Raw genomic sequence first — 13,829 nt, 5'->3', positions numbered from 1 at the left:
AATGCGCCGGAATCCCGGGGTGGCTGCCCGGCCGCCGCGCCCTTCGGGACGCCTGCCCGGCAGCTACCGGAACCGGAGCGTCCGGATCATCCGGTCTTCGGTCGTTCGGTTCCCGGGGCACGCCCGCCCGCATCACCGGATTTCCCGGCAACCCGCGCATCGGACAACGCCGCCCGCCAGACCGTGACGAGCCGGACGCCGCCCCGCTTCTCCCGGCGGGTCTGGTCCAGGGCGAGGCGCGCCGTCCGGCCCGCCAGGGTCAGCGTCATCAGCTGATTGCCGAACCACGGGCCGCCCGTACGCCGCCACTTCACCACCGGGCGGGCCAGCCGCCCGTGCCGGGCCAGCAGCTTGCCCAGCCAGCGGCCCGACCGGCTCCAGCCGAAGCGGAAACCGGCCTGCAGCGAGCCGGGGATGCTGTTGTGAACGGGGGAGCAGGTCAGTTGCAGCACCCGGCTCGTGGGGTGCGGCCCGGCGCCGCGCCAGTGCGGCTCGGCCACATAGGCGTGGTGCACATCCCCGGACAGCACACAGACCGTCGCCGGCGCGTCCGCACCGCCGCCGGCCTCGGCGATCAGCTCGGTGAGCGCGGTGAACGAACCGGGGAAGGCCGCCCAGTGCTCCAGGTCGGCGCGCTGGCGCAGGGATTCGCTCCTGCGGGCCCAGCGGGGGCCGCGCTCGCCGGCGCACAGCGCGGCGTTCCAGCCCTCCGCGGCATGGATGAGATGGGGCAGCAGCCAGGGCAGCGAACTGCCCAGCAGCAGGTGGTCGTAGCCGCCGCGCCCCTCCAGCACCGCCTGCCGCAGCCATTCGCCCTCGGCCTTGTCGAGCATCGCGCGGTTGCTCTCGTCCAGCACGCGGGTGGCCCGGGTGTCGATCATGACGAGCCGCACCCGGCCGAAGTCGCGGCGGTAACTCCAGCGTGCGCACGCCGGATCGGCCTCCGCGCCGGCCGCGAACTCCCGTACCGCGTCCGTCGCGTCCGGCAGCGCCCGCACCCGCGCGTACAGCTCGTCGGCGGCCAGCTCGGCGGGCGAGAGGTTGCCCAGGTGCTGGTGGACCCAGTACGACATCAGGCCGCCGAGTATCCGCTCCCGCCACCAGGGGGTCGCCCGCATCCGGGCCACCCAGGCCGCCGAGGTGTTCCAGTCGTCGATCACATCGTGGTCGTCGAAGATCATGCAGCTGGGGACCGTGGACAGCAGCCAGCGGACCTCCGGGTCGAGCCAGGACTCGTAGTAGAGGTGGGTGTACTCCTCGAAGTCCGCGACCTGCTTCCAGGGCGGCTCGCTGATATCGCGGCGGCCGGCCAGCACACGGGCGGTCGCCTCGGAGGTCTGGTCGGCGTAGACCTGGTCGCCCAGCAGGAGCAGCACGTCGGGGCGCGGCCGGCCGGGATCGGCGGCCAGCGTGGCGGCGAGGGTGTCCAGGGCGTCCGGACCCACCGGGTCGTGCGCCGCGTTCGAGGGCGTCGCCGACCAGCGGCAGGAGCCGAAGGCGAAATGCAGCGGCTGGTCGGGGGAGGCGGGCAGCGTACGGATCGTGCTCGCCGGGAAGCGGCTGCCGGGCGGCGGCCAGACCGTCCCCGGGTCACCTCCGGGAGGCGCCCCCAGCTCTTCCAGCAGGACCTCGTAGGGCGTCTCGGTGCCGGGCGCGAGGCCGGTCACCGGGACCAGCGCATAGTGGTGCCCGGCCACCTGCCAGGTCCGTTCCGCGCCGGCCGCACCGCCGTCGCAGCGGATGTGCACCACGCACGGCTCATCGGTCTCCACCCACACCGTCGCGCTCCGTGCGTCGACGTAGCGCAGCAGCGGGCCCAAGCGCAGTCCGGCCATCGGTGTCTCCCCACTCGTCGTGGTCAGAGGATAGGAGCACGACGGGCGCGGCGGGGGACCGGGGCGGCGGCGCGCCCGCCGGCCGGTGGTTTCGGCCGACGGGCGCGCGGGACCGGCTCCGCGGGCATCCGCGGAACGGGGTCGCTCAGCAGCCGTCCAGGATCTTCTTCAGCGCTGCCTTCTCCGCGGAGTCCGCGGTCATGCCGTACTCATGCTTCACCGACACCCACATCCGGGCGTACTCGCAGTGGTAGGAGGCCTTCGGCGGCAGCCACTTCGCCGGGTCCTTGTCACCCTTCTCCTGGTTGACGTTGTCGGTGACGGCGATCAGCTGGGAGTGGGTGAGGTCGTTGGCCAGCTCCTGGCGGCGCGCGGTGGTCCACTGTGCGGCGCCCGACTTCCAGGCCTCCGACAGCGGTACGACGTGATCGATGTCGAGGTCGGCCGGTTTGGTCCAGGTCGCGCCGTCGTAGGCCGAGACCCACTTGCCGCTGGTCGCCGCGCAGCTGCCGTCCTGCTGCACGTCCGTGCCGTCGCGCTTGAGCACCACCTCGCGGGTGTTGCAGTTCTTGCCCTGGTCGATCCAGTGCGGGAACTTGTCGCGGCTGTAGCCGTCCTGCGGGCCCTCGGCCTGTTCCTTGATCTGGGTCAGGTACGTCCGTGCGGTGGCCGCGTCCGGCGGGCTGGGCGGTGCCGCCTGGGCGGACTGGCTGCTGAGCGCCAGCGTGCAGACCAGCGCCGCCGCCGATCCCGCGGCGAGGGAAACTCGACGCGCGTAGACCTTTTTCATCGAAACTCCCGGAATGTGGGGGGAAGTTACCGTGCGGTGCCGCCCCATGGTGACGATGTGGGGTTTCCAGGGGATGGGCACCAGGTAACAGAGTGGCGACATGCTCACGTCAGTTCAAGGGGAGTTGACGGGGCACCACAAATACATCACGGCACTCCGGTTGAACCGCTCCCGCGTGTGCGCCCCTGTCGCCGCCCTACAGTGAGCGCGTGCTGCTGCCGGTCAACGTCACCCTCGGGGTCGTCCTCGCCGTCCTGCTGGCCGCCGCGGTGGCCCTCGCCGCGCTGGCGCGCCTCGGCCATGCCCGGGCCATCGCCATCGCCGGAGTGCGCGCCGCCGCCCAACTCGCCGCCGTCTCCTACCTCATCGGCTGGGTGGTGCACGCCCTCCCCTGGCTGCTGAGCTTCCTCGTGCTGATGTTCGCGGTGGCGGTACGAACCGCCGGCCGCCGGATCACCCGGAACCGCACCTGGTGGTGGGCCGCCGCACCGATCGCCGCCGGGGTCGTGCCGGTCGTCGGCCTGCTGCTGCTCACCGGCCTGGTCCCGCCGCGCGGCCTGACCCTCATCCCCGTCGCGGGCATCCTGATCGGCGGCGCGCTGACCGCCACCGTCCTGGGCGGGCGGCGGGCGCTGGACGAGCTGAAGACCCGGCACGGCGAGTTCGAGGCGGGCCTCGCGCTGGGGCTGCCGGACCGCGACGCCCGGATGGAGGTCGCCCGCCCGGCCGCCTCGGACGCCCTGCTGCCGGGGCTCGACCAGACCCGGACCGTGGGATTGGTCACGCTGCCCGGCGCCTTCGTCGGGATGCTGCTGGGCGGCGCCTCCCCCGTACAGGCGGGCGCGGTGCAGCTGTTCGTGCTGGTCGCCCTGCTGGCGGTGCAGGCGGCGGCCTGCGCGACGGTGCTGGAGCTGGTCGCGCGCGGACGGCTGCACCGCGTACCCTTGACGGCAGCAGAAGGGGAGTAGCTCTCTGCCGGACCGTCGACATACTGCCCTCCCGTTACCCGGCCGCCATTCTTGGCGGAGCGCCTGACCGGCGCTGGGAGACGGGGGAGCCGGCGCCCGGAGCCCGGTACGTACGCGTACCGAGCCAGCGAGACCTTCGGCCGCAGTGTCTGACGCTGCCGTGCCGAAGCGAACCCTCTTCCGGGCCCCTTTGGTGCGGCCCGACCGATCGAGGTATCCCGCCCCGTGTTCAGCCTTACCGTCGCCGCAGTCGTCTTCGGCGTCGTCTTCCTCGCCGAACTGCCCGACAAGACCGCCCTCGCCGGGCTGATGCTCGGCACCCGCTACCGCGCGTCGTACGTCTTCGCAGGCGTCGCCGCGGCCTTCCTGGTGCATGTGGCGCTCGCCATCGCCGCGGGCAGCGTGCTGACGCTGCTCCCGCACCGCTGGGTCCAGGGCGTGGTCGGTGTCCTCTTCCTGGCGGGCGCCGCCGTGCTGCTGTTCAGGAAGGACGACGACGAGGAAGAAGTGAAGAAGCCCGCCGACCAGAGCTTCTGGAAGGTCTCCGGGGCGGGTTTCATGATGATCCTGGTCGCCGAGTTCGGTGATCTGACCCAGATCATGACCGCCAACCTCGCGGCCCGTTACGACGACCCGCTCTCGGTCGGCACCGGCGCCGTCCTGGCCCTGTGGGCGGTGGCCGGCCTGGGCATCCTGGGCGGCCGGACGCTCATGAAGTACGTGCCGCTGAAGCTCATCACCAAGATCGCGGCGGGTGTGATGCTGGTGCTGGCGGGCTTCAGTCTGTACGAGGCGGTTTCGGGCTGAGTCGTACGCGGGACGGGGCGGGCGGGGGCTCCCGGGGGCGCCCGGGGGCTCACTCCGCCCTCCGCCCTCTTCGCCCCGCGCGGGGGCTCAGCTCGTGAGATGCACCGCGATCACGCCGTCCGCCAGTGCCTCGACGCGGACGCCGGTGAGGTCGCGCACCTGCACGGTGGGGGCGAAAGCCGCGGCCCGGTCGCCGACGCCGACCACCCGCATGCCGGCCGCCCGGCCCGCCTCGATGCCGGCCTCGGAGTCCTCGAAGACCAGGCAGTCCTCGGGCGCGTAACCCAGCTCGGCCGCGCCCTTGAGGAAGCCCTCCGGGTCGGGCTTGCTGGCGCTCACGCTCTCCGCCGTGATCCGCACGGCGGGCATGGGCAGCCCCGCCGCGCCCATCCGCGCGTCGGAGAGCGGGATGTCGGCGGAGGTCACCAGGGCGTGCGGGAGGGTGGCGAGGGCGGCCATGAAGGCGGGCGCGCCGGGCACCGGCACCACGCCGTCCGTGTCGGAGGTCTCCTGCGCCAGCATCCGGCGGTTGTCGGCCAGGTTGCGTTCCATGGGGCGGTCCGGCAGCAGCGCGGCCATGGTGGCCCAGCCCTGCCGGCCGTGGACGATCTTGAGGACCTCGTCCGCGTCCAGCCCCTGCTCGTCGGCCCAGCGGCGCCAGCAGCGCTCGACGACCGCCTCGGAGTTCACGATCGTGCTGTCCATGTCCAGCAGCAGGGCGCGGGCGGTGAGCGTGGTGGTGGCCGGCATCGGCGGGCTCCTGAGCGCTACGGGCATACGTGTACGGATGGTGCCGCGTATGCGGACGGTCATACGGATGGTGCCGCCGTATGCGGACGGTGCGGATCGCACGAAGAACACAAGCGGTTCCGCCCGCCGGTCAGGGAGTGCGGGCGGAACCACTTTGTTCCTTCACGATACAAAACGCATCCGGGTGTCGACAACCGGGCTGGTCAGCGCCCTGATCCGTCGGGGCCGGCTCGCCGGATCAGACGGGCCGCCCTCCGGCTCACCGGATCAGGACGTGCCGCTTTCCGGCTCGCGGGTGCGGGACTCCAGGGATGCCCGGGTCGGCGCGCCGTAGACGCCGTCCCGGTCACCCGTCACCCCGTAGGCCCGCTGGTAGCGCGATACGGCGGCCTGCACCGCCGTGCCGTAGTGGCCGTCGTCCGGGCCCGCGTAGAGAGCCAGTTGCCGCAGCCGCTCCTGCAGTTCGGCCACTTCCGGGCCGCCCGCCCCTTCGCGCAGCACGATCGGCCCCGTGGGCGGGGCGCTGGGGGTTCCCCTTCCGGGGGAGCGTGTCGGGAAATGAGTGACGCTGCCGGAGGCCCGGGTGGGGGCGGGGGCAGGTGGCCCGCCGGTCCGGTAGCGGTTCCCGCCGGCCGTGGGGCGGGGGAGGCCGGTCGCGCCCGGCGACGGGGTGCGCACCGCGGAGCGGGAGGGGGCGGCGCTGTCCCGCGCGGGGGCGGAGGCGTCGTCGCTGGGGAGGCCGGCGTCGGGGGAGGCGGCGCCGTGGTCGGGCCTCGCCGCCCGGTCCCGGGTGTCGCCGGACAGGGCATCGGTGGTGATCAGGACCGCGGCGGCGGCCAGCGCGGCCCCGGCGGCCGCGAGTACGGCGGGCAGAGCACGCCGACGGCCGGGAGCGGAGGGGGAGGCGCCGGTGGCCGGTGTCCCTTCCGAGGCACTGCACGTCCGGGAGGCCGCGGAAGCGGGGGTCGCCGTGAAGCCGTCGGCGGGTGTGAAGCCTTGCGAGGGTACGGGGCCTTCCGCAGTCATGGGGCCTTCCGTGGTCACGGGGCCTTCCGCGGGTACGGGACTGTCCGCCCGGTGCACGGCGGCGTCCACTCCGGGTAAGTCGTCCAGCCGGTCGCCCCGGCTCACAAAGGTGGCGTCCGGCCCGCCGTAGACCTCCCGCGCGCCGGCGCCCGTGTCCTCGCCCACGCCCTCGTCCCTGTCCCCCTCCCCGTCCGTGTCGCCGGGCAGTGACACGTACGGCCGAACGCGCAGCGGATCAAAGCCGTCCGCACCGACCGCCGCGCACAGGCAGGCCGGCCGGCCGTGGCCGCGTACGGGGGCAGAGCAGTGCGGGCATATCGGTGCCGTCACGAGCGGTCCCCTCCCTGGAGGCATCGAAGCGGCAGCGATTATCCAAAGGGCGCACCCGTTCGCGCAGGCGCTCGAAGACATCCGTACGGCATACCCCGGGTGTCCCCCGAACGGCCCCGGATGCCGAACGCCGCCCGGCGGGCCATATCCGGCCGAACCGCCCAGGATGGGAGGAGCCCGAAGGAAGCTCCGCGACGCGACGGAATGACCACCGCGACGGAAAGGACGACCCGCGACGGAAAGGGCGGCCTGGCGGAACAGCGGGAGCCAAACCGAAGGAGCGGAACAGAGGGAGACGCTCATGGCGCAGGACACCGGCGCTCCTGCCGCTCCACGCGAGGAGGGGGCACGGCGGACGATCCTCGTCGCGATCGGCGCGCTGCTGCTCGGCCTGCTCATCGCGGCGCTCGACCAGACCATCGTCGCCACCGCGCTGCCCACGATCGTCAGCGAGCTCGGCGGCCTCGACCACCTCTCCTGGGTGGTCACCGCCTACCTCCTGGCCTCGACGGCCGCGACTCCCCTGTGGGGCAAGCTCGGTGACCAGTACGGCCGCAAGAAGCTGTTCCAGACCGCCATCGTGATCTTCCTGATCGGATCGGTGCTGTGCGGCATCGCGCAGAACATGGGCCAGCTGGTCGCCTTCCGGGCCCTCCAGGGGCTGGGCGGCGGCGGCCTGATCGTGCTGTCGATGGCGATCGTCGGCGATATCGTGCCGCCCCGCGAACGCGGGAAGTACCAGGGCCTGTTCGGCGCCGTCTTCGGCGGTAGCAGCGTCCTCGGGCCGCTGCTCGGCGGGCTGTTCGTGGACCACCTCAGCTGGCGCTGGGTGTTCTACATCAACGTCCCCGTCGGCATCGTCGCGCTCGCCGTCATCGCCGCCGTGCTGCACATCCCGCGCCGCCGCACCCCGCACCTGATCGACTACCGGGGCACCGCCCTGATCGCCGCGGTCGCCGCCTGCCTCGTCCTGATGACCTCGCTCGGTGGTGTCACCTACCCCTGGGCCTCGTGGCAGATCGTGGGATGCGGCGTCCTGGGCGTCGTACTGCTGGGCGCGTTCCTCGTCGTCGAGCGCCGGGCCGCCGAACCCGTCCTGCCGCTGCGTCTGTTCCGCAGCCGCACCTTTACGCTGACCGCCGCCATCGGCTTCGTCGTGGGCTTCGCGATGTTCGGATCGATGACGTATCTGCCGACGTTCCTGCAGGTCGTGCAGGGGGTGACGCCGACCATGTCCGGGGTGCACATGCTGCCGATGGTGGTCGGCATGCTGCTCGCCTCCACCGGCTCCGGGCAGCTCGTCAGCCACACGGGCCACTACAAGGTCTTCCCGATCGCCGGCACCGGCGTCACGGCGCTGGGGCTGCTGCTCCTGCACCGGCTCGAACCGTCCAGCGGCGTCGCGGGGATGAGCGCCTGCCTCTTCGTCTTCGGCTTCGGGCTCGGGCTGGTCATGCAGGTGCTGGTGCTCATCGCGCAGAACGCCGTCCCCTACCGGGACCTGGGCGTCGCCACCTCCGGCGCCACGTTCTTCCGCTCCATCGGCGCCTCGTTCGGGGTGTCCCTCTTCGGCACGCTCTTCACCAGCCGGCTCCGGCCGCGGATCGCCGACGCCGTCGCCGGAGCGCACCTGCCGCCGGGCGTCGACCCGTCCAGGATCGCCGAGGATCCGCGGACCGTCGCCCGGCTGCCGTCCGGGCAGGCCGCCGGGGTCCTCAACGCCTACGCCGTCTCGATCACCGATGTCTTCCTCTACGCCGTCCCGGTCGTCCTGGCCGCGTTCGTGCTGGCCTGGTTCCTCAAGGAGGAGCCACTGCGCAGCAGCGTCACCGCCCCCGACACCAGCGAGGTGCTCTCCTCCAACCCCGTCGAGCGGTCCTCACACGACGAATGCGCCCGCGCGCTGTCCAAACTCGGCAGCAGGGAAGGCCGTAAGCGCATCTACGAGAAGATCATCGCCCGGGCCGGGCTGGACCTCAGACCGGCGGCCGGCTGGCTGATCCTGCGCATCAACCGCCACGGCGCGGTGGAACCGGCGCTGCTCGCCGAGTGCAGCACCGTCCCGCCCGGGGTGCTCGCCGAGAGCATCCACCAGATCGAGGAGCGCGGACTCGCCACCCGTGACGGGCGGTTCCTGCGGCTCACCGGCAGCGGACGGGAGACTGCCGACCGGCTCGCGGCGGCCCGCCGGCAGTCGCTCGCGGAGATGCTGGGCGACTGGTGGACCCAGGACCGGCCCACCGATCTCACCGCACTCGTCCGGGAGCTGACGGAGCAGCTGTGCGGCTCGGACGCGGAGGAGCCCCATCACGGCGCCGCCCGCCGGCCGCTGCCCCGCACCCCACCGCACACGCCACAGCCACCGGACCTGGCGAAGTGAACACATCCGAAGGCGAGTTACCGGCTCAGGGCCGCCGGCTCGGCGGCTCAAGGCCGCCGTCGAGGGTCGGCGCCCGGGGAAGGTGAGAGGTGTGCGCACATCCGGCACGGAGCTGACGGCGGCACCGCACCTGTGACTGAGCGCTTCAACTGGCGAGGTTCGCCAACTGCAGCGCTCGTCCAGCGTACTGCCGCCATGCACGCGGCCCTGATCCCGTTTGTTGTACGGCGTGAGCAGGTCTCCCGTGGGGCAAGCTGACCACAGGCAGTGCCCCGTGGCTCGGTGTCCGTCTCCGTGGACAGACGGACGGCGAAACTGGGGTATTCGGGGAGGATTTCGCGGTCCGCGCCTATTTTTGCGGCGGGACCATGGAGTTGGAGGAGCAGGGGGGCGGATGACCGGAGGCGGGGGAAGACCGGCCTGGACGGTGCAATTGGCCCGAAGGGCCGTGCAGGACGTCGTGCCGGACGAATTACCACAGTTCGCGGTGGTGTCCCAGGCATACCTCGCTGCGTCGGAGGCGCAGCGGCAGCGAGCGATGCGACGGGCGGAGCCGCTCGGGCTGGGGCTGGAGGGTGCTGCGGTGGTGCTTACCACCGCAGTGCTCGCGGTGGCGGCGAAGGTGAGCGACCATCTGGCCAAGGAGCTGGTCGAGCGCGGTGTGAATGCCACCGGACAAGGGGTGCGGGCGTGGTGGCAGCGGTGGCGCGCCCGCCGTCGAAGCGGTGAAGGTGGTGGCGATGTACGGGGAGCGGTCGTGGAACCGCTGCCGACGCTCACCCCAGATCAGCTCGCGCAGGTGCGACAACTCGCCGTGCAGTCGGGACTGCGTCAGCGGCTCGCGGAACCGACGGCGCAGGCTGTGGCGGACGGAATCGTCGCGGAACTGGCTACAGCCTCGGCGGGAGGGACAGGAGCGGGCGGGGCCCTGGACGCGCCCACCGGCCGTTGTGACCAGACTGACGACGGCGGCGAGGCGGCGGGGTGAGGCGTCCGAGGCTCACCCCGTCCCGCGCCTTCGCCCTCCCAACGGGAACGACCATCCGGTTCATCCTGCTGATTGTGGTCGCCGCCTATGCGGTCACGCTGTTCGCCACAGCTGTCTCCAGCGTAGCTATCAGCAGCGTGCGGCTGGATGAGATCCTCGCGTTCTACGAGTGCCACCAGCGGGCGGTCGAGGAGGGCGCGCGCAGGCGGTCCGGCGAGGGGGCCGCTGCTGGCTTGGCCGGGGACGTGGACGCCTCGCTGTGCCATGACCCACGCGCCGGGATGGGGTCGCTGCTGCCGGTTCTGGTTGCGGCGGTCTTCGTCCTCGTGATCGCGGCCGCCTACTGGTTGCTGCCTGGGTGGCGCACGCGGCGCCGCGGCTACGTGGCGCTGTCCGGAGCAGCAGACCGGGAAGTGGAGTGCCGGCTGGCCTTCCTGGTGGAGCAGGCGGGGGTTGCGGGGCGGGTCACTTTCCTCGTCGAGCCGCTCAACCCGCGGGTCCAGGGGCTCGCCTTCGGACGGGTCGGAAGGCGTCATGTGGTCCTCAGCAGTGGGCTGCTCACGCTTTACTCCCGCGATCGAGACTCCTTCGACACGGTGGTACTGCACGAGTTGGCCCACGTACGCAACCGTGATCTGGACATCGGATTCCTCACGTTGCTCGTCTGCAGGTGCTGCGTGCCGCTGATGCCGATCCTGATCCTGGCCGGCTTAAGCGGCACCAGCGCGATCACTGAGTCTGCGGGGACGGTGCAGATGCCGCCGACCATGGGGCCGGTGCCGACGGCCGTCCTCGCCTCCTCCATCAGTGGCAGCTTGGGGGGCCTGTTCCTGGGAGCAGTGGTCCTGCTGCTGCGCAACGCCGTCCTCAGGAGCCGCGAACTGGACGCTGATGCCCGGGCCGTGAAGTGGCTGGGCGCTGCAGCCCCGCTGCAGCGCCTACTCGCCCATGGCACCGGACCACCGGCCGCAGCGGGCGGCGCCCGCGGCTGCTGGCGCCTGCTCAAGGTGCATCCCCCTCCCGCTACGCGTGCGCGCGCAGCTGCGCAGCCCAGTGCGGACGTCCGCATCGCGCCACTGGATCTCTTCGCAGTCGGACTGATCACGGCCTACCTGTACGACCTGATGAAACTGGGCCCGCTCGGCGGCGGGACCGGTGTGAGCACGGCGACCGAGGCCGTCGCTGCCTTCGTGGCCACGCTGCTCCTGGTCGGTGCGGTGGCCGCGACGGTGTGGAGCAGTGCGGAACCGCGCGGACTGCGCCACGGAGAAGTGCGCTCGGTACAGCGGAAACGCACACTGCGCAGAGCAGGGATCGGTCTCGGGCTCGGCCTGTGCACGGCACGCATCCTCTCCCCGACACTCGCCTCCTCGACGGTGATGGTCAGCGGACGCGGCCTCTCCATGGTGCTGCCTTACGCCGCCCTGTGCGCTGCAGCAGGCTGGGGCGTGGTGTGCTGGCTGGAGCGGGTGGCAACGGCCTGGACCCTGGCAGTGTGCGAAAGCCGAAGGTCGCGGCTGCTGCTGTGCGCAGTGCTGGTTCTCTCTGCGGCAGGGACATGGCCCGCGTTGCTGTACTTGCTGAGACTCCCCCAATGGACGCTGTACGCCGCCTCGTTCGTGGCCCCGGATTGGCCCGGTGCCGTCGTGCTCTTGTTGAGTGCACAGCGCATGAGTCAGGTGAGCACGACCGCCTGGGTATCGCTGGCGATCCCGGCCGCATGCATGCTTCCGCTCGCCGGACGGTGGTGGTCCTGGCGGCTGTCGGCCGCAGCCGTGCGCGGTGAGTTCGGTCCGGTCAGGCCACCCGGGTGGCTGTGGGCACGGCTCGGCATCCCTACTGGCCTGGCAGCCTCCGTACTCCTCACCCCCGTGGCACTGCTGAGTACGCAGGCCGCGCTCTGGACGCTGATCGCCGCCGCGCAGCTGACGGCTGCCCTGTGGGCCGGGCGCGGACCCGCCCTGCTGCCTGTCGCGCGGGCCACCCTCGCCGCCTACGGCGCCGGCCTTGTCGCGACGGTCAGCTGGGCTGCGCAGATCGCCCTCGTCAGCTGCGCGGCGGGCACAGACGCCTGCCACATGCTGTGGCGGCTGGGCGAGCTGCCCCTGGGCATGAGCACCGCGTCTCCCGGAGCGATAATCGCCGCAGGGGTCTGCGCGGCGCTGTACGGACGGCGCGAGCGCAGGCACCGTCGGAGACCTTGATCATGAACAGGCCCTGGGCCAGCCGTTCCTCTCAGGCCCGCCAACTCAAGTGCTGATCTGCCCACTCGGACGCTCAGCCCCCAGGTGGAGCGCTCAGTCACAGCACCCTCCCGGCCGGTCAACGTCCCCCGCCCTCCAGCCGCTTCTCGAAGAAGATCTCCGCGTAAGGGTCCTCGTGGTACGGATCGATCTCCACGAAGCCATGCCGCCGGTAGAGCGCGACGGCCTCCACCAGATCCCGCCGGGTGTCCAGCCGGATCCGCTCGGCGCCCAGCTGCGCCGCGACCCGCTCGGCGGCCGCGAGCAGCACGTCCGCACCGCCCCGGCCGCGCCGGGCGGCCCGTACGAACATCTGCTTGAGCTCCGCGGTCCGTGCGTCCAGCATCCGCACGCCGACGCAGCCCGCCACCACCTCGCCGTGACGCGCCACCAGCAGCGTGCCGTGCGGCGGCGTCAGATCGGTGCTGGGGTACTCCGCCACCCCCTCGTCGATCTCCTCCGGAGTCGAGCGGCGGCCCTCGTGCAGCGCGAAGTAGCGGTCCGCCACCTCGGTGTAGTACTCGCGCAGCAGCGCCTCGGCAGCCGGCGAGCCGACCGGCTCCGCGGAGACGGCCCAGGGGAGGCGGAGGGCGGCGGCGTCACTCATGCCGTCATTGTGGCGGCCGGTGCGGCGCGAGGCGCAACGGTTTTCCGAGTGACGCCGCCGAGGCCGGTCAGCCCTGCTTCGGGCCGGTCTGCTGCACCACCTCAAAGGACCACAGGGTGGATCCGGACGCGGCGGGCTTGGGCCGCTCGCCGCCCCCGTCGCCGCCCTGCTGGTGCGCGGCCTTCATGGGACCCTCCATCCACGCCTGGAACGACTCCTCGTCCCGCCACCGGGTGTAGACGAGGTACTGCTCGGTGCCCTCCACGGGGCGCAGCAGCTCGAACCACTCGAAGCCGTCCGAGGAATCCACGGTGCCGGCACGCGACGCGAAGCGCTTCTCCAGAACCTCGCGCTGCTCGGCGGGCACGGTCAGTACATTGATCTTGACTACGCTCATGGCTCCATCTTGCCGCACGGGCGGCCCGCGGCGACGAGCGAGGCGTGCCGCCTCCGCGACAGCGAATCCTTGGGTAACTGCGGCGGCTCGGCGGAGGGGCCGTATCAAGGAGCCCGGCAGGCCCGGCAGGCCCGGCAGGTCCGGCAAGCCCCGCGCGCTTGGTTGTTCAGTTGTGCAGTTTCAGGCCCTTGGTGATTTTGTCGATGATGCCGCGTGGGCCGTGGACGGCGAGTCCCACCAGGTCGAGGTCGGTGACGGCCACCGCGCGGACCGCGGCCCGGTTGTCGTCGTCGTTCCCCGTGCGGAACATGTCGGCGGTGTACAGCGCGGTCGGTACGCCGCGGCTGAGCGCGCGGGCGTGGGTGCGGGACAGTGCCCGGGAATCGGCGGTGTAGCAGAGCACGGGCTCGCGGAGCAGTGCCAGGTAGTTCTGCCCGGAGGCGTCCTCGTAGGGCTTGCCCATGATGTCGTCGGTGGCGTGCGCGATACCGCTGGCGAGGAAGGCGGTGACGTTCAGCTTCTGCCAGACGGCGAGGTCGTCCCGGACGATCACGGCGATCTTGGTGTCGAAACGGGGCGCTGCCGGGGCGGTGTCGGCGGACGTTGTCGTGTCAGCGGACGTGGTCGGGTCAGCGGGTGCGGTCGTGCCGGCGGATGCGGTTGGTGCAGTCGTCATACGGGGAGTGTCGTCCGGCATCCGGACCGCCG

12 protein-coding genes are annotated in these 13,829 nt (G+C 72.0%); 5 read left to right on the top strand and 7 right to left on the bottom strand.

Annotation, left to right across the window (positions count from 1 at the left end; translation table 11 throughout):
- Positions 1-86: 86 nt before the first annotated feature.
- Both ABR737_RS14970 and ABR737_RS14965 read right to left on the bottom strand, forming a co-directional pair.
- On the bottom strand, positions 87-1,835 hold the full coding sequence (locus tag ABR737_RS14970) for an alkaline phosphatase D family protein (RefSeq protein WP_350250676.1): 1,749 nt from the start codon (positions 1,833-1,835) through the stop codon (positions 87-89).
- Between the two features lie 145 nt (positions 1,836-1,980).
- The gene (locus ABR737_RS14965; protein WP_350250675.1) at positions 1,981-2,625 is read right to left on the bottom strand and encodes an HNH endonuclease family protein; all 645 of its coding nucleotides are present in this window, start codon (positions 2,623-2,625) and stop codon (positions 1,981-1,983) included.
- Positions 2,626-2,834: 209 nt separating this feature from the next.
- On the opposite strand from ABR737_RS14965, the gene ABR737_RS14960 reads away from it, so the two are divergent.
- The gene (locus ABR737_RS14960; RefSeq protein ID WP_350250674.1) at positions 2,835-3,593 is read left to right on the top strand and encodes an ABC transporter permease; all 759 of its coding nucleotides are present in this window, start codon (positions 2,835-2,837) and stop codon (positions 3,591-3,593) included.
- A 225-nt stretch (positions 3,594-3,818) separates the two neighbouring features.
- A complete protein-coding gene (locus tag ABR737_RS14955) occupies positions 3,819-4,400 on the top strand; it encodes a TMEM165/GDT1 family protein (protein ID WP_129296636.1) in 582 nt (193 codons plus the stop codon).
- Between the two features lie 87 nt (positions 4,401-4,487).
- Here ABR737_RS14955 and ABR737_RS14950 read toward each other — a convergent pair whose 3' ends face one another.
- A complete protein-coding gene (locus ABR737_RS14950; protein ID WP_350250673.1) occupies positions 4,488-5,150 on the bottom strand; it encodes an HAD-IA family hydrolase in 663 nt (220 codons plus the stop codon).
- A 267-nt stretch (positions 5,151-5,417) separates the two neighbouring features.
- On the bottom strand, positions 5,418-6,506 hold the full coding sequence (locus tag ABR737_RS14945; RefSeq protein WP_350250672.1) for a peptidoglycan-binding domain-containing protein: 1,089 nt from the start codon (positions 6,504-6,506) through the stop codon (positions 5,418-5,420).
- A 301-nt stretch (positions 6,507-6,807) separates the two neighbouring features.
- Here ABR737_RS14945 and ABR737_RS14940 point away from each other — a divergent pair, with 301 nt between their 5' ends.
- From ABR737_RS14940 to ABR737_RS14930, 3 genes are all read left to right on the top strand, one after another.
- Positions 6,808-8,886 carry a DHA2 family efflux MFS transporter permease subunit gene (locus ABR737_RS14940; protein ID WP_350250671.1) on the top strand — a complete coding sequence of 693 codons (2,079 nt, stop codon included), beginning with the start codon at positions 6,808-6,810 and terminating at the stop codon, positions 8,884-8,886.
- Between the two features lie 490 nt (positions 8,887-9,376).
- Entirely contained in the window at positions 9,377-9,874 is a 498-nt protein-coding gene (locus ABR737_RS14935) for a hypothetical protein (protein WP_350250670.1), read from the top strand.
- Positions 9,871-12,078 (top strand): M48 family metalloprotease, encoded by a 2,208-nt coding sequence (locus ABR737_RS14930; protein ID WP_350250669.1) that lies wholly within the window; start codon positions 9,871-9,873, stop codon positions 12,076-12,078. The genes ABR737_RS14935 and ABR737_RS14930 overlap by 4 nt, the downstream gene beginning before the upstream one ends.
- Positions 12,079-12,196: 118 nt before the next feature.
- Here ABR737_RS14930 and ABR737_RS14925 read toward each other — a convergent pair whose 3' ends face one another.
- From ABR737_RS14925 to ABR737_RS14915, 3 genes are all read right to left on the bottom strand, one after another.
- Positions 12,197-12,724 (bottom strand): GNAT family N-acetyltransferase, encoded by a 528-nt coding sequence (locus ABR737_RS14925; protein WP_350250668.1) that lies wholly within the window; start codon positions 12,722-12,724, stop codon positions 12,197-12,199.
- Between the two features lie 67 nt (positions 12,725-12,791).
- Positions 12,792-13,121: an antibiotic biosynthesis monooxygenase family protein gene (locus ABR737_RS14920; RefSeq protein WP_129296640.1), complete on the bottom strand. Its 330-nt coding sequence runs from the start codon at positions 13,119-13,121 to the stop codon at positions 12,792-12,794.
- Between the two features lie 166 nt (positions 13,122-13,287).
- The gene (locus ABR737_RS14915) at positions 13,288-13,797 is read right to left on the bottom strand and encodes a DUF2000 family protein (protein ID WP_350250667.1); all 510 of its coding nucleotides are present in this window, start codon (positions 13,795-13,797) and stop codon (positions 13,288-13,290) included.
- Positions 13,798-13,829: the final 32 nt, after the last annotated feature.

The organism is Streptomyces sp. Edi2 (assembly GCF_040253635.1).
Taxonomy (GTDB): domain Bacteria; phylum Actinomycetota; class Actinomycetes; order Streptomycetales; family Streptomycetaceae; genus Streptomyces.
The sequence above is the reverse complement of the archived record's forward strand: the minus strand, read 5'-3'. Positions and strand labels throughout refer to the sequence as shown.